This is a genomic window from Bradyrhizobium iriomotense (genome assembly GCF_018130765.1).
In the GTDB taxonomy this organism is placed as follows: Bacteria; Pseudomonadota; Alphaproteobacteria; order Rhizobiales; family Xanthobacteraceae; genus Bradyrhizobium; species Bradyrhizobium iriomotense_A.
The window spans coordinates 64335-85925 of record NZ_JAFCJZ010000015.1; the positions used below are offsets into that span (position 1 = coordinate 64335).

Consider the following 21591-nt stretch of genomic DNA (forward strand, 5'->3'; position numbering starts at 1 on the left):
CACTCCGACGCCTCTCCCCGCATCCGCATCAGCCGAGTTATCGGCGAACCGGAGCGGGGAGAGGAATTCCAACCTTCATCAACGGAGACGTTCCAATGAAACATGTCGGAAACTGCTTTTGCGGCGCGGTCACGGTCGAGATCACGGGCGCGCCGGAGGCGATGGGCTATTGCCATTGCCGCTCCTGCCGGTCCTGGTCCGGCGGACCGGTGAACGCCTTCAGCCTGTGGAAGCCCGAAGCCGTGCGCATCACCGAGGGCGCCCAGCATGTCGAGACCTTCGCCAAGACACCGCTCAGCCAGCGCAAATATTGCAGGAAGTGCGGTGGCCATCTCATGACCAATCACCCGCCGCTCGGCCTCATCGACGTCTTCACCGCCACCATCCCCACGCTCGCGTTCACGCCCGGCGTCCACGTCAATTACGCCGAGACCGTGCTGCCGATGCGCGACGGCCTGCCCAAGCTGAAGGATTTCCCCGCCGAGTTAGGCGGCAGCGGCGAGATGATGCAGGAGTAGCTCTCTCTTCCCTTCTCCCCTTGTGGGAGAAGGTGCCTTGCCGAAGGCAAGGCGGATGAGGGGTTCTGTCCACTCGTCGGACTGCTCGTGAGGATAGAGACCCCTCACCCGGATTCGATGCTTCGCATCGAATCCACCCTCTCCCACAAGGGGAGAGGGTGCACCGTCACTGTGGTGAACGCCTACCTCATCCCTGCGCGCCGCAATCCTTCCAGATAATGTGCGCGATCATCTTCCCGCAGCATCGGCAGCTCGCGCGTGATCCAGGCGAGCGAGATGCCAGGCTGGGTGCGGCGCAGGCCTTCCAGCGCGGATGCTGCGAGCGCGGGATTTCCCGACATGCCGGCGGCGGCGGTCAGCACGCGATGGGCGCCGACGAAATCGGCGCGCTGCCGCATCGATTCCCGGGCCATCTGCATGGATTGTTCGTAGTTGCGGCCGATGAACTGGGCGTAGGCGGCAACGCCGCAATAGATCGCCGCGAGCGGATCGCGCGGGCTCAGCCGCAGCGCGCGCCGTGCGGCGCCATCGCCGTCCTGCCATCGTCCCGCGTAGCACAGCGTCACGCCGTAGAAGGCGTGCGCCATCGCGCAGTTCGGATTGAGCCTCAAGGCCAGCTCGAACTCGGCCAGCGCGTCGTCGAAGCGGCGGCGGAACAGATAGGTATAGGCGAGGCCGAGATGGGCAAAGGCGTCCTCGCGATCCGCCTCCACCGCCGCAAGCGCGGCGCGTTCGGCGACCGGCACGGTCGCGGCCATGTCGGCCCAGCCCATATGCGCACCGAAGATATGACTGGTCGCGAGCAGGCCCAGCGCCTTGCCATAGGCCGGGTCGATCGCGACGGCCTTCTCGAGCAGCCCTTGCGCCGTCGCATTGTCCTCGCGGGTGATGCGCCAGTAATGCGACAGCCCGCGCATCAACAGGCCCCAGGCGTCGAGGCTGCCCGGCGGCTTCTGCTGGGCGCGAAAGCTCTCGGCGGCATAGAGCTGCGGCTCGATCGCGGCGACGATCGCCTCGGTGATCTCGTCCTGCACGGCGAAGATGTCGGCAAGCTCGCGGTCGTAGCGCTCGGCCCAGAGATGGCTGCCGGTCGAGACGTCGTTGAGCTGGGCGGAGACGCGCAGGCGGTCGCCGCTCCGTCGCACGCTGCCTTCGACGACGTAGCGCACGCCGAGTTCGCGCGCGACCTCGTGGATGTGCACGGCGCGGCCCTTGTAGACGAAGGAGGAATTGCGCGCGATGACGAAGAACCAGCGCAGCTTCGACAGCGCGGTGATGATGTCCTCGCTGATGCCGTCGGAGAAATAATCCTGCTCGCGGTCGCCGCTCATGTTGGTGAAGGGCAGAACGGCGATCGCGGGCCGGTCGGGCAGCGCGAGCACAGCCTGCGGCGCTGGAGTGAGGCGACCGAGCTCCGGCGGAACCGTGCCAAGCTGTGTCTGCACGTCACCGACGAAGCGAAATCCCTTGCGCGCGATGGTGCGGATCAGCGCCTGGTTCGCACCATTGTCGCCGATCGCCTTGCGGGCCGCGTTGATCCGGCTGGTCAGGGTGGATTCGGAGACGCTCCGCCCATGCCAGATCTTGTCGATCAGCTCGTCTTTGCTGACGACCCGGTCGCGGTTTTCCATGAGATGGACCACGAGATCGAAAACCTGCGGTTCCACGGCAACGGGAACCTGCTCGCGGCTCAGCTCGCGCAGGTCAGTATCGAGAAGGTGATCCCGGAATAGAAACTGCACGTCGAAACTCAGATCTCACAGCGGTATCGGGCAATAAAAAAATCAAAATGGATTTCGACTTGAAGTCTGTGTGTCCACCGAGCGGTCGGTCCGGTTCACCACGATCGCGTGATGGCAGCCATGCGGTTTTCGAGGGGGAATAGAACCTGAAATGACAATCTGGCCGTTCCGGCCAGATTGTCGCGGGCAACTCATGGGTCGAGCGCTGATCGTAGCCCGGATGAGCGGAGCGACATCCGGGACGACTATTACCGTCATCCCGAGGCGCCGGAGCATAGCGGAGGCCTTGAAGGATGGACGGCCCGGCTGCATCCCGGCCGCTCCTCCTTCGAGGCTCCGCGTGCGCTGCTTCGCATCGCACGCTTCGCGCCTCCAGCGACAACCGCTTCGCGGTTGCGCAGGGATGACGGAGCAGGCGGCGGCGCGCTCGTCGTAACGGCATTTGAACATGTGACGAACTGCGAATGTCCATTGCCGAACACTGCGACGTGCGTAAGCTGCCCGCACATAGAACAACAGCCACGAAGAAACCATGCCCGCTTTTCACGCCTCGACCACCGTGCTCGACTCCATGCTGTTTCGCGACGCCTTCGGCACGCCCGAGATGCGCGAGGTGTTTTCCGACGTCGCGCTGGTCGCCCGTTACGCCGAGGTCGAGGTCGCGCTGGCGAAAGCGGAGGCAGCATGCGGCGTGATCCCGCAGGACGCTGCCGATCAGATCGCGGCGAGGACCAACGTCGCCGCGCTCGACTTCGACCTGCTCAGGCAGGAGACCGACATCGTCGGCTATCCGATCCTCCCTTTGGTGCACCAGATGGTGAAGCAGTGCGGCGAAGCCGGCCGCTACGTGCATTGGGGCGCGACCACGCAGGACATCATGGATACCGCCGTGGCGCTGCAACTGCGCGCCGCGCTCGGGATCGTCGAGCGAGACATCGCCGAGCTGCGCAAGATCCTCGCCGACCTCTCCAAGCGCTATCGCGACACGCCGATGGCCGGCCGCACCCATCTGCAACAGGCGCTGCCGGTCACCTTCGGCTACAAGACCGCGATCTGGCTCGCGATGTTCGACCGCCACGCCGAACGCCTGGCGCAATTGAAGCCGCGCGTCCTGGTCGGTCAGTTCGCGGGCGCCGCCGGCACGCTGGCCTCGCTCGGCGACAAGGGTTTTGAGGTGCAGGAGGCGCTCTGCGCCGAGCTGAAGCTCGGCGTTCCCGCCTCGACCTGGCACGTCGCGCGCGACGGCTTTGCCGAGGCCGTGAACTTCCTCGCCCTGGTCACCGGCTCGCTCGGCAAGATCGCGCTCGACATCATGATCATGGCCTCGACCGAGTTCGCCGAGGTCTACGAACCCTTCGTCAAGGGCCGCGGCGCCTCCTCGACCATGCCGCAGAAGCGCAACCCGATCTCCTCGGAGCTGATGCTGGCAGCGTCCAAGGCGGTGCGCCAGCACGCCGGCCTGATGCTGGACGCGATGGTGCAGGATTTCGAGCGCGCCACCGGTCCCTGGCACGCCGAATGGATGGCGATCCCCGAAAGCTTCGTGCTGACCGCCGGCGCCCTGCACCAGGCGAAGTTCGCGCTCGCGGGCCTGATCGTGGACGAAAGGAAGATGAACGACAATCTCGCCGTCAGCCGCGGCCTGATTGTGGCCGAAGCGGTCATGATGGGGCTTGCGCCGCAGATCGGGCGGCAGGAGGCGCATGACGTGGTCTATGATGCCTGCCGCGAGGCCAACGACAAGGGGATCAGCCTTGCCGATGCGCTATCCGCAGATTCACGGATATCGAGCCGCATCGACCGTGCCACAATCGAGGCGCTCACCTCACCGAAAAATTACCTCGGGCTTGCGCCCGCCATGGTCGATCGGGTGCTGAAATCCTCAACGCGTTGAAAACCAAGATGCGTGAAACCACGTATCTTTCTCGTCTCGCAAGGCGCTCGCATACTTGTGTCTCGCGATGCTAGGCTTAGATTGAACGAGAGACTTTCGGCAGAGGACCCGGCATGACCGATCAACGCATCACCGCCACTCCCATCGATCCCGCGAAACTCGACCGGCTGGCCGAGGTTGCGGTGAAGGTGGGCCTGGGCTTGCGGCCGGGACAGGATCTGCTGCTGACGGCGCCGGCGATCGCGCTGCCGCTGGTGCGGCGGATCGCCGTCCATGCCTACAAGGCCGGCGCCGGCATCGTCACGCCGATCCTGTCGGACGAGGAGATGACGCTGGCGCGCTACCGCCACGGTCACGACAACAGTTTCGATCGCGCCGCCGGCTGGCTCTACGAGGGCATGGCCAAGGCCTTCTCCGACAACACCGCGCGGCTCGCCATCGTCGGCGACAATCCGATGCTGCTGTCGGGCGAGGATCCTTCCAAGGTCGCACGCGCCAGCAAGGCCAATTCGATGGCCTATCAGCCGGCGCTGGAAAAGATCGTCAATTTCGACACCAACTGGAACATCATCGCCTATCCGAGCCCGTCCTGGGCCAGGCAGGTCTTCCCCAATGATCCCGAGGACGTCGCCGTCGGCAAGCTCGCGGATGCGATCTTCGCCGCGTCCCGCGTCGACCGTGAAGACGCCATGGGCAATTGGGCGAGCCACAATGCGGTGCTGCGCGAACGCACCAACTGGCTCAACGGCCAGCGTTTTCGCGCGCTGCAGTACTCGGGGCCGGGCACCGATCTCACCATCGGCCTTGCCGACGGCCATGAATGGGAAGGCGGCGCCTCGCTGTCCAAGAACGGCATCAGCTGCAACGCCAACATCCCGACCGAAGAGGTCTTCACCACGCCGCATTGCCGGCGCGTCTACGGCCATGTCGTGAGCTCGAAGCCGCTGTCCTACCAGGGCACGCTGATCGACAACATCGCGGTGCGCTTCGAGGACGGCAAGATCGTCGACGCCAAGGCCTCGCGCGGTGCGGAAGTGCTCAACAAAGTGCTCGACACCGACGAGGGCGCCCGCCGGCTTGGCGAGGTGGCGCTGGTGCCGCATTCCTCGCCGATCTCGCAAAGTGGATTGCTGTTCTACAACACGCTGTTCGACGAGAACGCCGCCTCGCACATCGCGCTCGGCCAGTGCTATTCGAAGTGCTTCGTCAACGGCGCCCAGCTCACGCCGCAGCAGATCGCCGCGCAGGGCGGCAATCAGAGCCTGATTCATATCGACTGGATGATCGGCTCGGCCGAGACCGATATCGACGGCATTCTGGCCGACGGCAGCAAGGTCCCGGTGTTCCGCAAGGGCGAGTGGGCGAAGTAACACGCTTCACCTCTCCCCGTCGGGGAGAGGTGAGCATCCCGGCGACGGTCTTTTCCCAGACTATAGTCTAGCGTGCTCTCTCACGCCGCCGCGTTGCGCAGCATCGGCTTGTTGTCGATGCTGAATCTGTTGAACAGCGTCGTGAACGGGCTGCCGTCGGTGGCCCGCACAATGGCGTCGGAGGCGGCGACCGCCTCGTAGAGCGCTCCGACGGGATCGTTCACTTCCGGCAAGGCGAGAGCCGTGCGGATGTCCTCGCGGGCCTCGTTGATCTCGTCCTCGTCGTCGAGTGTCGCCTCCAGCGCGTCCGCCGCGCGCCGCATCTCCAGGAGGTCGCCGCCGCCGGAAAATTTCAGGATATCGAGCCAGTAGGGGCGGGCGACGACGAGCTGGATGAACGCCTCGAAGCTTTCCGCGATGATTCCTGCGCGGCCCTCCGATGAGACGTAGAGCACATTCTGCGACGGCAGCAGCACGAACGTGCCGCCGGAGCCGTCGCTGCCGATCTGCCGCGGGTTTTCGATGCCGTCGATGGTGAACCAGGGCTCTTCGTCCGGCGTGAAGGAGACGTCGAAGCCGCCGAGCCGGGCGACCACGTCGCCTTTGGCTGTCAGAGCCTCTGGGCTGAGGGGCATCGGTATGGCTCCTTTTTGATGCTTCGCGCACTTTGTCGCACCCCCGAAAAGTTCGGTTCATGTGCGCGAATTTGCAGGGAAATCGTGACGTTAGCTGCTTCGCACCTGCAACTTGCGGCTGATTGTCGGGACCTGCGTAAGAAAGAATTAAAAGCGGGCCACTAGCGTTCCCGCATCTTTCTGACCAATCCGGGCCGAGACCCGGCCATTCATATTATATTTTCCTGGGGAAGTAGATGTCTCGTGCATTGATTGAAATCGGTAGTAGCAATGTGGAGCTCGAGCTGCGGCCGATCGAGCCGTCCTGGATCATCGAGGGCAATCCGGTGTCGCGCTCGCGCGTGCTATCGACCAGCGCCGACGGCACCGCCCAAACAATCATCTGGCATTGCACCGAAGGCCGCTTCAACTGGTACTACGACATCGACGAGACGATCATGATCATGGAAGGATCGATCGTGCTCGAGAGCGAAGGCATGCCGCCGAAGCGCTATGGCGCCGGCGACGTCGTCTTCTTCCGCGACGGCGCGCATGCCAAATGGCATGTCGAAGGCCACGTCAAGAAGATCGCCTTCTGCCGCAAGACTAATCCCGTGATGATCGGTTTCCTGATCCGCGTCGTCAACAAGCTCAAGAAGATGTTCTTCACCGGCGCGCCCCGTCCCGCCTCGCTCATGGGCGCCGGCTAGTCATCTCATAACGTTTCAAGGACGCTTCCCAGCGGCCACGACGAAGAGGGGTCGGGATCAACATCCCGGCCCCTCTTCTCGTCAGGAGGGCAGTTCGAGCCGGTAGAATTCGGTTGCGGTCTGCGAGAACAGTGCGGTCTTCTCGGCCTCGCTCAAGGATGCGGTGATGCGCTTGAAGGCATTGAAGATCACCTGGTAGCTGCACTGGCCCTTGTCCGGTGGAAAATTGCTCTCGAACATCGCGCGCTGCGGCCCGAACGCCTCGATGCAGGTCTCGACATAGGGTCGCCATGCCGCGGCAAGCTCCTCGGATGACGGCGGCTTCTCGCGCAAATGGAAGTCGTGGCCGAGCAGGCACATCGCAAGGCCTCCGAGCTTGACCACCACGTTCTCGCATGTCGCGATCTCCCGGATCGACGCGCGCCACTGCGGGAACACCTCCTCGCGCCGTCCCGCAAAGCGGCCGACGCCCGCCGGCCCGCCGCAATGGTCAAGCACGATCCTGGTGTCGGGAAAGGCGCGCGCGAGCTCCGTCAGCTCGCCGATCTGCGGATGAAACAGCCAGGCGTCGAAGCTGAGGTTCAGCGGGGCGAGATGGGCAAAGCCTTTGCGGAAGGCCGGGTCCTGCAACAGTCCTTTCGGCCTGTTGGCATACATGCCGGCGACGACGGGGTCTTCGTCCCAGGCCGAGGAGTGCCGGATGCCGCGGAAGCGGCCGTTGCCGGCGGCGATCTCGGCCTCCAGCACCGGCCTTGCGGCGTCACCCAGCAGCAGATTGGCGTGGCTGACGATGCCGGCGCAGATCGCGGCCTTGCCGTAACCACCGCTCGCACTCATCGCCGCGACGCCGTTGGCGAACTCGACTTCGCCGACGGGGCGGAACGCCTCGGGTCCGTGCGCACGATACATCGAGCGGCAGTCGACATAGACCGTGGCGATGACGTTGTGGCCGGAGGCGATGTCGGAGGCCATCTCCTCGATCAAATAGCGGTGCTCGCGATTCCAGAGATGGTGGTGGGGATCGACGATCGGCCGCAAGGGGTCGATGATCTCTTCCTGATGCAGCGCGAGCCACTCCTCGCGCGGCTCGACGAACAGCCCGCTCGTGTTGGCGGGCACACCGCTTGCGGTCATCGGCGTTCGCTCCCTTTGTATTTTGTGGCGGGAGCCTAGCAGCTCGTTTCGTCAAGCAGCAGCGCGCGTTGCTCAGAGCACCATAGCAGCAGCGGAGGAGGTGCGCTCCCTCTCCCGCTTGCGGGGGAGGGCCGGGGTGGGGGTGTCTCCACAGAGAGATTCCCAGTGTGGAGAGAGCCCCCACCCGCGCCTTCGGCGCGACCTCCCCCGCAAGCGGGAGAGGTTACAGCGAGCCCGCAGCCAACAGGTTCAAGATCCATTCGATCTTAAGCCTTCCGCCGCTTCGCCATCACGTCGACCACTAGCCGCCAATCGGTTGCGGCCGCAGGCTTGACCTCGCCGAGCCAGTGGAAGGAATCGTCGGCGATCTCGGTAAAGCTCCAGCGCGTCTTCTCGCCTGCGTCGGTCGTGCCTTCCTGCACGATGTCATCGCCGCGCGGCCGGCCGACCTGCTGGCGGAACACGCTGCGACCGGGATCGAACCAGGAAATCCGCCATGCGGATATGGCGGGATCATAGACCCGCAGCGTCGTGCCGTACCAATTGCCGGCGATCGGAAAGGCCGGCGCGCCCGCCGGCCGGGGAATGATCCAGACGTCCTGCACGGCGCGCCCCTCCAGCACCCAGCCGAAATGGATCTCACCGGGCGCTATGTGTTTCGTTCCATCGGGTCCGTGGGCGGCGATCTCGGCTTCCCAATCGCCGACGAAGCGGCCGTAAAGCTGAAGCGCCGCCGCGTGCTCCGGGTTCGGTCCATCGGCGTGTAACAGTCGCGCAAACTCGGTCATGTCGATCTCCTCTGGCAGGAGATCAGCACCAAAGGCGACAGCCGGCTTGGAGAAAATTGCGCCTCAGACGCCGTCGAGGATGATCACCGTCGGCGTCGACGGCAGCCCGTCCCGCGACATCCGGAACGAGCGGTCGATGCGCCTGTCGATCTCGAACTGCTGGCCGATCCGGCGCATGAAGTCGTCGAGCGGGGTCGCGAAACGGTGCATCGGCAGCACCACGGAAGCACGCAGCCGCCTGGTGATCTCCGAGACGCCGTCGAGCGACATGGTATAGGTGCCGTCGATCGGCACCATCACGATGTCGAGCCGCCCGATCTGGGCGAAATGGCTGTCGTCGAGCTTGTGATGGAGGTGACCGAGATGGCCGATGCAGAGGCCGGCGACCTCGAAGATGAAGATCGAGTTGCCGTCGCGGATCATGTCGGTGCCGGCATCGTCGCCGAAATAGCGGCGGATGTCGGTGGTGACGTTGCGGATGAAGGCGTCTCCGATGCGCTCGGAGACGATGGCCGGCTTGCCGTCCTCGCCCCAGCCATGCAGCACGTGGGGAATGCGCTTGTCCGGAAATAAAGAGTAGTGCGTGCTGTGCGCCCGGTTCATGGTGACGACGTCGGGCAGCCTTCCGACCTGATAGGCGCCGCTATAGTCGGTGGCGATGCGCAAGCCGCCGGGCGTGTCGATGAAATAGGTGGAATGACCGGCGTAGGTGATCTCGACCTCCGCAGGCGTCGTCGCTTGCCTGAAGGCGACCGGCATGACCCGCGGCGCGGCATTGGCCATCGCCAGGCATTCGCTGCGCTGGGGCTGCTGGGCGAGGGCAGGGGTGAGGAATGCACCGAACAGCGCCAGAGCCGCCGAAACCAGTCGCCGCATGAATCCGTCCCCGATGACTTCAGGGGAAAGTCTAGCGTGCAATGCAGCGCGCCGCCAACAGCTGGCGATCAACAGCGCGTCAGTGTCGCACCTGTCATTCCCGCCACCTAGTCGCGCTTTGGGCTGAATTTCCAGGTGATGGCGACGAGGCCTGCGGTGATCAGGCCGCTGATCAGGCCGGCCAGCGGCAGGGCGAGCAGTAGGGCGGCGCTGGCCGCCCAGCCGATCGAGGAGAAAGCTTCGGCAAAGGTCGCAAGCCGCGACGAGGTCTGGCGGCGGCGAAATTGGCTGCGCCGCGCCTGGACGCGGAACCAGAGCTGGATCGCGGTCGCGGACACCGCGCTGACGATGATCGCTCCGGCACTCACCGCGGCCTGGAATGGCGAGGCAAAGGCGAGCGCTCCGACCAGCGGGCAGAAGATGGCGGCGATTGCGATCAGCACGACCTCGATCTTGGCACGGATGACACTCGACGGCATCAATGGCGCGGTTGCGACCAGGTCGGGGGCGTCTTCTCCGGAGATCGTCAGCCAGGCGAGCCCGCCGGCGAGCTGTCCCGCCGCCATCACGATCACGGGCGTGATCAGCGTCAGCGCCGCGGAGCTTTCGGCAAAATTGCGCCAGAGCAGCAGCGCCGGCGGCACCAGATAGAGCAGCTGCATCAGGGTCTGCGAGATCAGCCAGGGATCGCGCCAGAGCAGCGAGAATTCCTTGCGCCGCAGCGCCTGCTGCCGCGATCCGCCGCGGAACGCGCGCTGCTTCGCGCTGCTGCGGCCGGATCTGCCGTAGGCGGCCGCGTCGATCGCGGTGTCGGCAAAGCGGCCCGAGAAGATCGCCATGACGCTTCCGAGCAGCACGAGCGCGAGTGCGAGTAGCAGCAGCAGCGCCTCGTTGTCGCCCATAGTCGCGCGCGCCGGCCACCACCAGATGCTGTCGATCTCGGGGGCGTGGGCGGCCATGCTGCCGGAGGTCAGGATGGTGAAGCGCGACAGCGTGCCATAGGACATGATCGCGGCGACCTGCAGCGCGATCACGAAGCCGGCGCCGATGATGGCGGCGAGGATCTGCGCCACGAGGCGCGTCCGCGCCGGGCCGATCAGGCGGAACAAGAGGATGGTGACGGCAATCGCGATCGCCGCCGCCGACAGGCCCATCGCGACCACGACGCCGAACGCTGCGAGCCAGCGCGGCCCGCCGCCGATCACGAGAACGTCGATGAAGGGCGTCGAGAACAGTAGCGCCATAGCGGTGACGGTGACCGCGATCGCGGCGATGCGGACCGAGAACAGATTGGCGAGCCGCGCGGGCGAGGACATGATCAGGTCGAGATCGGCGCGGGCGTAGAACACCCGCGTCACCGATTCGATCGCTTGCGACAGCATCAAGGTCCAGGCGAGAAAGATCGTCGCCGTGATCACGATCAGCGAGGATTTGTCGAGCGGCAGCTGCAGATCGGCGAAGCGGCCGATCACCGCCCAGGCCGGCACGTGCAGCAGTGCCGCAAAGAACAGCAGGCCGATGACGGCGGCGCGCGCCCGCGTGCGCCGGCCGCCGGTCATCATGGCGAACCATTCCCGCCAGGCGAGCCGCAGCTCGTGGCGTGCAAACCAGGACAGCGCGGTCGCCGAGCTCATGCGGCTTCCTGCAGCGTCACCAGTGCGATGAAGAGATCTTCCAGGCTGGTGTCGGCATGGCCGTTCTGCTGGCGCAGCTCAGTGAGCGTGCCCTCGGCGACGAGGCGGCCCGAGGCGATCACGCCGATGCGGTCGGCCATGCGTTCGGCGACCTCGAGGATGTGCGTGGTCATGATGACGGTGCAGCCGGCGCGGACGCGCTCGCCGAGCAGGCCCTTCACATGGCGGGCGGAGACGGCATCCAGCCCCGTCAGCGGCTCGTCGAGAATGATGAGACGGGGATCGTGCACCAGCGCGCCGGCCAGCGCCACCTTCTGGCGCATGCCCTTGGAAAAGCCCTCGCAGCGCTCATGCCGGTGCGGCTCGAGCCCCAGCGAGCTCAGCAGTTCCTCCGCGACCGGCTCCGAGATCGATGGCGCGATGCCCCAGAGCCCGGCGACGAATTCGAGATATTCGAGCGGGGTCAGCTTGTCGTAGATCATGGGCTCGTCGGAGACCCACGCCATCACCTGCTTGGCGGCGACGGGGTTTTGGAGCGCATCGACGCCGAAGATCGAGACCGCGCCGGCATCGGGCCTGAGCAGGCCCGCAACCATGCGCAAAGTGGTGGTCTTGCCGGCGCCGTTGGGGCCGACCAGGGCATAGAATTCGCCAGCGTGAATGGTGAGATCGAGGCTGTCGACCGCCAAACGGTCAAAACGCTTCGTTAACCCTCGGACTTCCAGCGCCGAGTTGTCCGGCTTCATGACGGCCATACCATCCGGTTTTGCATCGCCCGCGACCTTGACTTGAAGATGTTTCGGCGCGGTGAATCGCATTGCCGCAAATTCCGTCATCCGTCTTGGACTAAAGGCAAGTCACCGTTTGTTGACAGCGCACGGGCGTTCAGGCTGAATTGGCGCCGGGACAAATGGAGCTAACGCAGCGAAACGACTGCGTAGCGACTGGACACAAGATGCGGCGAGGCGGTCAAAGATCCGCCGGTTGCATCGGGAGGAAGCGCGGCGATGCTGGATTTCGTTCAGCAGCTGGTCAGCGGTGTTGCGCTCGGCTGCGTCTACGGGCTGATCGCGCTCGGCTTCGTGCTCGTCTACAAGGCCACCGAGGTCGTCAATTTCGCCCAAGGCGATCTGATGATGCTGGGCGGCTTCTTCGCCTTCACCTTCATCGGCATGATGGGCCTGAACTACTGGATCGGCTTTGCCGGTGCGGTGGCGGCCATGGCGCTGTTCGGCATGCTGGCCGAACGCGTGGTGGTGCGGCCGATCCTCGGCTATCCGCAATTCTCCATCATCATGGCCACGATCGGCCTCGGCTATTTCCTGCGCTCGATCGCCGGCATGATCTGGGGCACCGACGATCTGAAGATCGAGACGCCGTTCAGCCAGGGCGTGTTGCGGATCGGCTCGCTGGTCCTCGCCTATGACAAGCTGTCGGTGATCGCGGCGACGATGATCCTGTGCACGCTGCTCTATCTGTTCTTCAACAAGACCACGCTCGGCACTGCGATGCGCGCCAGCTCAGAGAACATGCTCGCGGCCTATTACATGGGCATTCCGGTCAAGCGGGTGGTGTCGATCGTGTGGGCGATCAGCGCGGCGGTGGCGACCTGCGCCGGCGTGCTGCTGGCGCCGATCACCTTCATCCATTCCAATGTCGGCCTCGTGCTCGGCCTCAAGGCATTTCCGGCCGCCGTGCTCGGCGGCTTCGGCTCGATCCCGGGCGCGGTGGTCGGCGGCGTCCTGATCGGCGTGATCGAGAGCATGGCAGGGTTCTACCTGCCCGAGGGCTGGAAGGACGTCGCGCCCTATATCGTGCTGCTCACGGTGCTGCTGCTCAAGCCTGAAGGCCTGTTCGGCCATCACGTCCGCAAGAAGGTCTGAACGCCATGCGCTTCCTGTTCAAGACCGACTACGAGGACGACATCAAGCTGTTTCCACATTCGGGCTACGTCGTCACCTACGGCATCCTGCTCGCACTGCTGCTGATCGCGCCCTATATGCTCTCCAGCTATCTGATGAGCCAGCTCGTCTTCGTCTGCATCTATGCAACCGTCGGCGTGGCGCTGTTGATCCTGACCGGTTTTACAGGGCAGGCCTCGCTCGGACATGCCGCGTTTCTCGCGATCGGCGCCTACACCGCGGCGTATTTGCAGAAATACAACGTGCCGTTCCCGGTCTATTTCTTGGCGGCAGGTGCCTTGACCGGGTTGATCGGCGCGATGGTCGGCTTTCCCGCGTTGCGCCTCACCGGCATCTACCTCGTCATCGCTACCATCTCCTTCGCCCTGATCGTCGAGGAGATCCTATCGCGCTGGGAGAGCGTCACCAACGGCAATGAGGGCATGCGGGTCAAGACGCTGTCGCTGCTCGGCGTCACCGTGCCGCGCGACAGCCCGACCTTCTACTACCTGTGCCTTGCCGTGCTGGTGCTGACCATCGTCGGCACGCTCAATCTGCTGCGCTCGCCGACCGGCCGCGCCTTCGTCGCGATCCGCGACTCCGAGACGGCGGCGCGCAGCATGGGCGTCAACGTCGCGCTCTACAAGGTGAAGTCCTTTGCGATCTCGGCCGCGATCACCGGCTTTGCCGGCGTGCTGTTCGCGCATAAGCTCTCCTTCATCTCGCCGGAGATGTTCACGCTCCAGCTCTCGATCGAGTTCATCATCGTGATCCTGATCGGTGGCACCTTCAGCCTGCACGGCGCGGTGCTGGGCGCGATCTTCATCGTGATGATCGATCCGTTCCTGACTTACCTGAAGGACGACATGCCCGGAATCATCGCCGGCATCGCCGCGACATTCGGGGCGGGCTCGGCGACCGCGGGCAACATCGAGTCGAAGGTCGCGGCCTTCGCCTCGCTCAACGGGCTGAAGGGCGCGATCTACGGCATCATCATCGTTCTCTTCGTGCTGTTCGAGCCGCTCGGGCTCTACGGCCGCTGGCTCAAGATAAAACTCTTCTTCCAGCTGTTCCCGCTCTACAAGCGCGCCACCTTCAAGCGGCAGAAGATCTACGTGAAGTCGGAGCGCAACCGATGAGCTATTTTCGCGCCGAGAACCTGTCGCTACATTTCGGAGGTCTTAGGGCGGTCGATGCGGTGTCGTTCGCGGTGGAGAAGGGCGAGATCCTCTCGATCATCGGGCCCAACGGCGCCGGCAAGAGCTCGATCTTCAACCTGATCTCGCGCATCTACCGGCCGACCTCGGGCCGCATCTTCTTCGAGGACCAGGACATCACCGAGCAGCCGCCCTACGACATCGCAAAGCTCGGCATCGCCCGCACCTTCCAGAACATCGAGCTGTTCGAGAACGCGACCGTGCTGTCGAACCTCCTGGTCGGCCGCCACCGCCATTCGACCACGCGGCTCTGGCAGGAATTGTTGTTCCTGCCGAGCGTGCGCGCCAGCGAGAAGGTGCACCGCCGCCGGGTCGAGCAGGTCATTGAGCTCCTCGATCTCGAACCCTATCGCGACAAGCTGATCTCGGGCCTGCCCTATGGTGTCCGCAAGGTGATCGAGCTGGCGCGTGCGCTGTGCTCGGAGCCGAAGCTCATCCTGCTCGACGAGCCGTCCTCCGGCCTCAATGTCGAGGAGACCGACGACATGTCGTTCTGGATCCGCGACATGAAGAGCGAGCTCGGCGTCACCGTGCTGATGGTCGAGCACGACATGTCGCTGGTCAACCGCGTCTCCGATCGCGTCATTGCGCTGAATTACGGCCGGGTGCTCGCCATGGGCTCGCCCGCCGAAGTGCAGCAGCACCCCGACGTCGTCGCCGCCTATCTCGGAGCCTGACGCGATGGATGCCGCCGTGACCCCGGACATCATCCTCAAGCTTTCCAACATCGAGAGCTATTACGGGCCGATCATGGCGATCCGCGGCATCTCGCTGGAGGTGCCGCGCGGCCGCATCGTCACGCTGCTCGGGGCCAACGGCGCCGGCAAGACCACGGTGCTGAAGACCATCTCGGGCATCCTCGATCCGCAGAAGGGCGCGATCGAGTTCATGGGCAAGCCGATCCAGCGCATGGAGGCCGACCGGATCGTGCGGCTCGGCCTCAGCCACGTGCCTGAAGGACGCGAGGTGTTCCCGTTCCTCTCGGTGCGGGAAAACCTGATGATGGGCGCCTATCCCCGCAAGGACCGCGACGGCGTCGCCGAGGACATGGAACGGGTCTACGGCTATTTCCCGCGCCTGAAGGAGCGCATCAACCAGCCGGCCGGCCAGCTCTCCGGCGGCGAGCAGCAGATGCTCGCGATCGGCCGGGCGCTGATGAACCGGCCGACGCTGCTGCTGCTCGACGAGCCCTCGCTCGGCCTGTCGCCGCTGCTGGTGAAGGAGATCTTCACCATCATCCGTCGGGTCAACGAGGAACAGGGCATGTCGATCCTGCTGGTCGAGCAGAACGCCAAGGTGGCGCTGGAGACCGCGCATTACGGCTATGTGCTCGAGATCGGCCGCATCGTCATGAACGACAGCTGCGACCGCTTGATGCATTCCCAGGACATCCAGGAATTTTACCTTGGCGCCAAGGAAGCGGGCGCTAGAGGCGAACGGCGCTGGAAAAAGAAGAAGACGTGGCGTTAGATGGGTAACCCCTCCAGCGCAGAGACCGCCGGCAAGGCAGGCAGCGGAGGGAAGGGCGGCAAGGAGGAGACGCGCATGGCCCGACCGGCGGTGCTGACGGTCGCTGATACGATCGCGAAGAGCTTCTTGCGCGCCGCGGAGATGCGCGGCGACAGGCCGGCCATCCGCGAGAAGAAGTTCGGCATCTGGCAGCCGACCAGCTGGCGCGAATGGCTGGAGATCTCGAAGGAGATCGCCTATGCGCTTCGCGCCATCGGCTTCATGCCCGGCGACGTCGCCTCCATCATCGCCAATGCCGTGCCGGAATGGGTCTACGCCGACATGGGCATCCTGTGCGCCGGCGGCGTCTCTAGCGGAATCTATCCGACCGATTCATCGTCCCAGGTCGAGTATCTCGTCAACGATTCCGCGACGCGGGTGGTCTTCGCCGAGGACGAGGAGCAGCTCGACAAGATCCTCACCTGCCGCGCGCGCTGCCCGTCCCTGCAGAAGGTCATCGTGTTCGACATGGAAGGCCTCGGCGGCTTTTCCGACGACATGGTGATGTCGTTCGACGAGTTCCGCGCGCTCGGGTGCAACCACATGGTCGCCCGCGAAGCTCTGTGGCAGGAGATGATCGACAGCCGCAGCGCCGGCGATCTCGCCGTGCTCGTCTACACCTCGGGCACGACGGGTCCGCCCAAGGGAGCGATGCACGCCAACCGCAGCGTCACGCACCAGATGCGGCACGCCAACGACTTCATCCCGGCGCGGGAGGACGAGGACCGGCTGATCTTCCTGCCGCTCTGCCACGTCGCCGAGCGCGTCGGCGGCTATTACATCTCGGTCGCGCTCGGCTCGGTGATGAATTTCGCCGAAAGCCCGGAGACCGTGCCGGATAATCTGCGCGAGGTGCAGCCGACCGTCTTCCTCGCGGTGCCCAGGATCTGGGAAAAATTCTATTCCGCCATCACCATCGCGCTGAAGGATGCAACGCCGCTCCAGCAATGGGTCTACCGCCGCGCCATCGACATCGGCTACCGCATGGTCGATTGCCGCATCGAGGGCAGGGCGCCGCCGCTGTCGCTGCGCATCGCCAACCGGTTTGCCTACCAGTTCGCCTTCCGCAACATCCGCCGCATGATCGGGCTCGACCGTTGCCGCATCGCCTTCACGGGCGCTGCGCCCATCGCGCCGGAATTGATCCGCTGGTATCTCGCGCTCGGCATCGACATGCACGAGGTCTACGGCCAGACCGAGAATTGCGGTGTCGCCACCATGATGCCGGCGGAGCGCATCAAGCTCGGCTCGGTCGGCACCGCCGTGCCCTGGGGCGAGGTCGCGCTGTCGTCCGACGGCGAGATCCTGATCAAGGGCGACTTCCTGTTCATGGGCTACCTCAATCAGCCGGAGAAGACCGCGGAGACGATCGATCAGCGCGGCTGGCTGCACACCGGCGATGTCGGCACCATCGACAACGAGGGGTTCGTCCGCATCACCGACCGGATGAAGGACATCATCATTACCTCCGGAGGCAAGAACATCACCCCGTCCGAGATTGAGAACCAGCTCAAATTCTCGCCCTACATCTCCGATGCCGTCGTGATCGGCGACAAGCGGCCGTATCTCACCTGCCTCGTGATGATCGACCAGGAGAATGTCGAGAAGTTCGCCCAGGACCACGACATCCCCTTCACCAACTATGCGAGCCTGTGCCGGGCGACGGAGATCCAGCACCTGATCTGGCGCGAGATCGAAGCGGTCAACGCCAATTTCGCCCGCGTCGAGACCATCAAGCGGTTCTACCTGATCGAACGCCAGCTCACGCCGGAGGACGAGGAGCTGACGCCGACCATGAAGCTGAAGCGCAGCTTCGTGAACAAGCGCTACGCCGCCGAGATCGACGCGATGTATCGCGAGCGTGCGGTGGCCTGAAACGCGCGTGCCCGACGGGGGGCGTGCGCAGACGAGAAGCGAAGAAGCGATGGCCCCGCTCTTCGTGCAACATGGGCCTTATGGAGAGGAGACGTCGATGTCGAAATCGTTCAGCGCGTTCGGCCTTGCTGTGAGCGCCGTGGTGCTCACGCATCTGCCGGCCGCAGCGCAGACCAAGGTCACCAATGAAGGCATCTCGGCAACCGAGATCGTCATCGGTACCCATCAGGATCTGTCGGGTCCGATCAAGGGCTGGGGCGTCCCCGTCTCCAACGGCATGAAGATGGCGGTCGACGAGGTCAACGCGGCCGGCGGCATCAACGGCCGCAAGATCCGCCTGGTGGTCGAGGACAGCGGCTACGATCCGAAGAAGGCCGTGCTGGCATCGCAGAAGCTGATCGAGCGCGACAAGATCTTCGCGATGGTGGGGCCGATGGGATCGCCCACCGTGCTCGCCGCGCAGGATATCCTGCTCGACGCCGGCGTGCTGCAGCTCTTTCCGCTGACGGCCGCGGAGTTCACCTTCAAGTTCGATCCGGCCAAGCCGCAGGAGCGGCTGAAGTTCAACAACCTCCTGCCCTATGTCGAGAGCACGCGCGCCGCGCTCAAATACATGATTGAGGCAAAGAATTTCAAGAAGCCGTGCATCATGCATCAGGACGACGAGTACGGAAAGAACGTGCTCGATGGCTTCAACCAGCAGCTCGCCGCCATGAAGGTGCAGCCAGCATCGATCACGAGCTACAAGCGCGGCGCCTCCGACTTCTCGGCGCAGGTCGCCAAGATGAAGTCCGACGGCTGCGACCTCGTCGTGCTCGGCGCGGTCCTCCGTGAGCCGATCGGCACGATGAGTGAAGCGAAGAAGCTCGGATGGGACGTCACCTTCCTCGGCGCCACGCCCGTTAACGTGCTCGAAGTGCCAGCGCTCGGCAAGGAAGTGGTGGAAGGCTTGTATTCCGCTTCGAACTTCGAAATTCCCTATGAAGACACCGCGAAAGGAAAGGTGAAGGACTGGCTCGTCAATTACAAGAAGATGTTTAACGCCGACGCCAACACCCAGGCGATCATTGGCTACAATGCGGTGATGACGTTCGCGCATTATGCCAACAAGGCTGGCAAGGATCTCACTGGCCAGAAGATGCTCGACGCGCTGGAGTCCGGCGACAAATTCCAGGACATCTTCAATTCGCCGCCGACGGTGTTCTCGAAGACCAACCATCTCGCCACCACCATCACACAGGTCCAGCAGGTCAAGAACGGCCGCTGGGTGCTGGTGAAGGACAATCTGATGTTTTGAGATCTCGCGGCGCGAACGGTGCACCCTCTCCCCTTGTGGGAGAGGGTGGATCGCCGCGAAGCGGCGAGCCGGGTGAGGGGTCTCTATCCTCGCGAACAGTCTTGCGCGTCGTGAGAACCCCTCATCCGGCGCGCTCAGGAGCGCAATTGCGCTCCAAAGCGCGCCACCTTCTCCCACAAGGGGAGAAGGAAGAAGAGTCCTACGACCCCCCGCCCGCCGTCCCCGAGTTCACCGGGGACAGCTCGTCTTCGCGGCAGCGCCAGCCGTCGGCGGCTTTGACGAAGGCGAAGGTTCGCTGGATCCTCAGCCGGCGCGTGACGTTGAAGGCGTCTGCGGAGCGCTCCTTGTTGCCGGCGCCCGGCTGCGGGCGACCCGTCCTGGCGTCCCAGCAGGTGCCGGTGCAGCCGGAGGCGACCTTGCTGCAGGTGGTGAAGGGGGCGAGCACCACCATCTCGATCTCGCCCGTGACCTGCGCGTCCTGGTCGGTCACCTGACTGTCGACGGCGTAGACGCGGTTGATGCGCAGGAAATTGCCGCAGGAATTGGCCGCATGGATCCGCGCGGCGCAGAAATCGACGGCGTCGGTATCCGGGATGCGGGCCGCGACTTGCCGGCCGAACACCTTTTTCGGATCGCCCTTGGCGGCGCGGATCTCGTCGGCCTTGCGCGTGAGGTAGTCGGCGAGACAATCCTCCGCCGACTCGAGCTCTTGCAGCGGCACGTTCTCCTTGCCGACGAGATTGCACTTCCGATCGCGCTCTCGCGTCCACCTTCCGTATTCGGCGAAGGCAAAGCGCGCCGCGGTCGGGTCCAGCTTGCCGATCAGGCCGAGCACCTGGCCATTGAGCTCCGTTTCGGCAAGCGCCAGCGACGGGTCCGCGCAGATCACCGCGCCCGCCGCCGTATTGGCGGCGAGACAGTCGAAATCGGGATCGCGCAGGATCGCGGCGCGCTCCTCGGTCACCTTGAGCAGGCACGCCTTCACCTGGTCGAACTCGTCGGCGCGGATCGCGGTCTGGCCGACGATGCCGCAACTGAGATTGCGCTGGCGGCCCCAGATCGCGTTCTCCTCGATCGCCGGCAGGCGATCGGGCAGGCGGGCGAGCCGCGCTTCGTTCGCCATGCTCAGCTTCGCGGCGGCGGCGGCAAGCTCGGTGTCACCGCAGAACAATTGATTGCCGGGATCGCGGATCAGTTGGCAGTTGTTCTTCGCGAACAGCGGCAGCCTGTCGGCGATGGCGCGGTCGTATTGCGCGGACACGGGCGCCGCCGCAAACGCCAGCAGCGCAAGCACAGACAGCACGATGAACCGCATTCCAGTCGCCCCCCGCCAAGCCCGCGGCCATGCTAGCGCCCCGGATCGTGCGGTGGAATGGGGTTTTTGGTGGGTGCAGACTCGTAGCCCGGATGGAGCGCAAGCGTAATCCGGGGCCGGTGCCAGTGGTAAGAGTCCCGGATTTCGCGGAGCCTGTCATCGGGCGGCGCTTCGCGCCGACCCGTTGGCTCCATCCGGGCTACAAAAGGATCAGTGCGCCTCGGCGGGCGCCATCGACAGCCGCATCGGCTCGTCGACATATTTCATCACGGCCGACTGGTAGAGCACGAACAGCGGCTGGTAGCTGCGCGCAGCGTCGTCCTCGACCATCGCCATGCGGCGGTTGTCGAGCATCAGCCAGTGGCCGTCCAGCTTTGCGGCCACAACCGCGTGCTCTTCGCCGGCCCTGACGTCACGCACCACGACGATGCCGAGATCCTCGGTGGCGACGCCCGCAAGCCGCAGCGCGGCCAGCTTGGCGATGGCATAGTCCTCGCAATCGCCGGCGCCGCGCGCGAAGGTCGCTAGCGGCGAGCTCCAGACGTCGTCGGTGCCGTCATTGGCGGGGTGGATGGCGAGATTGATGGCGCGATTGGTCTCGCCCAGCCGGGCGCGGCCGTCGCGGGCACGGGCCTGGTCGACGATGGCGAGCAGCTTAAGGGCCGCGGGCGACGCGCAATTGTCGCGGTCGCCGTCGCACAGCGCGAGCTGCACCATGTCGTCGTCGAGCCTGGACTTCAGCGCGGACCATTTCTGCTGGAGCCCGCCGGACGAGATCGCGAAGGCGAACACGCCGAACGGCTCTGCGGATTTGCGCACGAGGACACCGGCGCCCGGCGACAGCAGCGTGCCGGCGCGAAGCTCGGCGGCCGATCCGAGCAGGACCAGTCCGCACAGGACAAGGATTGCGCGCCAGGCGCGCGAGCGAGCAGCGGTCTCCATCTGACATCCCCTTCCAGCTTCGCCCAGGTCTCTCTCGACCTCGACGTGCCGGGCTTTGTTGCTTTCGCGGAGATAGTGCGAGACGGGCCGTTTTGTTCTGCTTAACGGGCCCGGCAGGGGTCCCAAAACCGTGGGACAGGCTGAAACAAGCCCGCCCAAATTGCGTAAAATTTTACGAATCGGCAGCTAGGGAAGTGTCCGGTGGCGGCGAAATGCAGCCGACTGCAAGTTAAAGTTGTGGGGCTGTCGATTCTA

19 protein-coding genes are annotated in these 21591 nt (G+C 64.7%); 10 read left to right on the plus strand and 9 right to left on the minus strand.

The window, feature by feature from the left end:
- Positions 1 to 95: 95 nt before the first annotated feature.
- On the plus strand, positions 96 to 518 hold the full coding sequence (locus JQ635_RS24465; protein ID WP_211412337.1) for a GFA family protein: 423 nt from the start codon (positions 96 to 98) through the stop codon (positions 516 to 518).
- A 182-nt stretch (positions 519 to 700) separates the two neighbouring features.
- On the opposite strand, the gene JQ635_RS24470 is transcribed toward JQ635_RS24465, so the two are convergent.
- Positions 701 to 2260, minus strand: coding sequence for a winged helix-turn-helix domain-containing tetratricopeptide repeat protein (locus JQ635_RS24470; protein WP_211412338.1), 1560 nt, complete (start codon positions 2258 to 2260; stop codon positions 701 to 703).
- A 532-nt stretch (positions 2261 to 2792) separates the two neighbouring features.
- Here JQ635_RS24470 and pcaB point away from each other — a divergent pair.
- Together pcaB and JQ635_RS24480 are read left to right on the plus strand one after the other, a co-directional pair.
- On the plus strand, positions 2793 to 4154 hold the full coding sequence (gene pcaB, locus JQ635_RS24475) for a 3-carboxy-cis,cis-muconate cycloisomerase (protein WP_211412339.1): 1362 nt from the start codon (positions 2793 to 2795) through the stop codon (positions 4152 to 4154).
- Positions 4155 to 4267: 113 nt separating this feature from the next.
- Positions 4268 to 5524, plus strand: a complete 1257-nt coding sequence (locus JQ635_RS24480) for an aminopeptidase (RefSeq protein WP_211412340.1) — start codon at positions 4268 to 4270, stop codon at positions 5522 to 5524.
- An 80-nt stretch (positions 5525 to 5604) separates the two neighbouring features.
- Here the strand turns inward: JQ635_RS24480 and JQ635_RS24485 are convergent, their stop codons facing one another.
- Positions 5605 to 6159: a hypothetical protein gene (locus JQ635_RS24485; protein ID WP_211412341.1), complete on the minus strand. Its 555-nt coding sequence runs from the start codon at positions 6157 to 6159 to the stop codon at positions 5605 to 5607.
- A gap of 236 nt (positions 6160 to 6395) precedes the next feature.
- On the opposite strand from JQ635_RS24485, the gene JQ635_RS24490 reads away from it, so the two are divergent.
- Positions 6396 to 6848, plus strand: coding sequence for a cupin domain-containing protein (locus JQ635_RS24490; RefSeq protein ID WP_211412342.1), 453 nt, complete (start codon positions 6396 to 6398; stop codon positions 6846 to 6848).
- Positions 6849 to 6929: 81 nt separating this feature from the next.
- Here JQ635_RS24490 and JQ635_RS24495 read toward each other — a convergent pair whose 3' ends face one another.
- The 5 genes from JQ635_RS24495 to JQ635_RS24515 form a co-directional block, all read right to left on the minus strand.
- Positions 6930 to 7982 carry an amidohydrolase family protein gene (locus JQ635_RS24495; RefSeq protein ID WP_211412343.1) on the minus strand — a complete coding sequence of 351 codons (1053 nt, stop codon included), beginning with the start codon at positions 7980 to 7982 and terminating at the stop codon, positions 6930 to 6932.
- Between the two features lie 266 nt (positions 7983 to 8248).
- The gene (locus JQ635_RS24500) at positions 8249 to 8770 is read right to left on the minus strand and encodes a hypothetical protein (RefSeq protein ID WP_211412344.1); all 522 of its coding nucleotides are present in this window, start codon (positions 8768 to 8770) and stop codon (positions 8249 to 8251) included.
- 63 nt (positions 8771 to 8833) lie between these two features.
- On the minus strand, positions 8834 to 9646 hold the full coding sequence (locus JQ635_RS24505) for an MBL fold metallo-hydrolase (protein WP_211412345.1): 813 nt from the start codon (positions 9644 to 9646) through the stop codon (positions 8834 to 8836).
- 107 nt (positions 9647 to 9753) lie between these two features.
- Complete coding sequence (locus JQ635_RS24510; RefSeq protein WP_211412346.1) at positions 9754 to 11280, minus strand: permease; 1527 nt, start codon at positions 11278 to 11280, stop codon at positions 9754 to 9756.
- On the minus strand, positions 11277 to 12026 hold the full coding sequence (locus JQ635_RS24515; protein WP_211412463.1) for an ABC transporter ATP-binding protein: 750 nt from the start codon (positions 12024 to 12026) through the stop codon (positions 11277 to 11279). The genes JQ635_RS24510 and JQ635_RS24515 overlap by 4 nt, the downstream gene beginning before the upstream one ends.
- 261 nt (positions 12027 to 12287) lie before the next feature.
- Between JQ635_RS24515 and JQ635_RS24520 the strand changes: the two genes are divergently transcribed.
- The 6 genes from JQ635_RS24520 to JQ635_RS24545 all read left to right on the plus strand — a co-directional run bounded on the left by JQ635_RS24520 (position 12288) and on the right by JQ635_RS24545 (position 19079).
- Entirely contained in the window at positions 12288 to 13163 is an 876-nt protein-coding gene (locus JQ635_RS24520) for a branched-chain amino acid ABC transporter permease (protein ID WP_211412347.1), read from the plus strand.
- Positions 13164 to 13168: 5 nt separating this feature from the next.
- Positions 13169 to 14320: a branched-chain amino acid ABC transporter permease gene (locus tag JQ635_RS24525; protein ID WP_211412348.1), complete on the plus strand. Its 1152-nt coding sequence runs from the start codon at positions 13169 to 13171 to the stop codon at positions 14318 to 14320.
- Positions 14317 to 15075 (plus strand): ABC transporter ATP-binding protein, encoded by a 759-nt coding sequence (locus JQ635_RS24530; protein WP_211412349.1) that lies wholly within the window; start codon positions 14317 to 14319, stop codon positions 15073 to 15075. Before JQ635_RS24525 ends, JQ635_RS24530 begins: the two co-directional genes overlap by 4 nt.
- 4 nt (positions 15076 to 15079) lie before the next feature.
- Positions 15080 to 15868: an ABC transporter ATP-binding protein gene (locus tag JQ635_RS24535; protein WP_211412350.1), complete on the plus strand. Its 789-nt coding sequence runs from the start codon at positions 15080 to 15082 to the stop codon at positions 15866 to 15868.
- A 75-nt stretch (positions 15869 to 15943) separates the two neighbouring features.
- Positions 15944 to 17782 (plus strand): AMP-dependent synthetase/ligase, encoded by a 1839-nt coding sequence (locus JQ635_RS24540; RefSeq protein ID WP_211412351.1) that lies wholly within the window; start codon positions 15944 to 15946, stop codon positions 17780 to 17782.
- A gap of 97 nt (positions 17783 to 17879) precedes the next feature.
- Positions 17880 to 19079, plus strand: a complete 1200-nt coding sequence (locus JQ635_RS24545) for an ABC transporter substrate-binding protein (RefSeq protein ID WP_211412352.1) — start codon at positions 17880 to 17882, stop codon at positions 19077 to 19079.
- Between the two features lie 199 nt (positions 19080 to 19278).
- On the opposite strand, the gene JQ635_RS24550 is transcribed toward JQ635_RS24545, so the two are convergent.
- Both JQ635_RS24550 and JQ635_RS24555 read right to left on the minus strand, forming a co-directional pair.
- Positions 19279 to 20394, minus strand: a complete 1116-nt coding sequence (locus JQ635_RS24550) for a hypothetical protein (protein WP_211412353.1) — start codon at positions 20392 to 20394, stop codon at positions 19279 to 19281.
- Between the two features lie 210 nt (positions 20395 to 20604).
- The gene (locus tag JQ635_RS24555; RefSeq protein ID WP_211412354.1) at positions 20605 to 21336 is read right to left on the minus strand and encodes a transglutaminase-like cysteine peptidase; all 732 of its coding nucleotides are present in this window, start codon (positions 21334 to 21336) and stop codon (positions 20605 to 20607) included.
- Positions 21337 to 21591 lie beyond the last annotated feature (255 nt).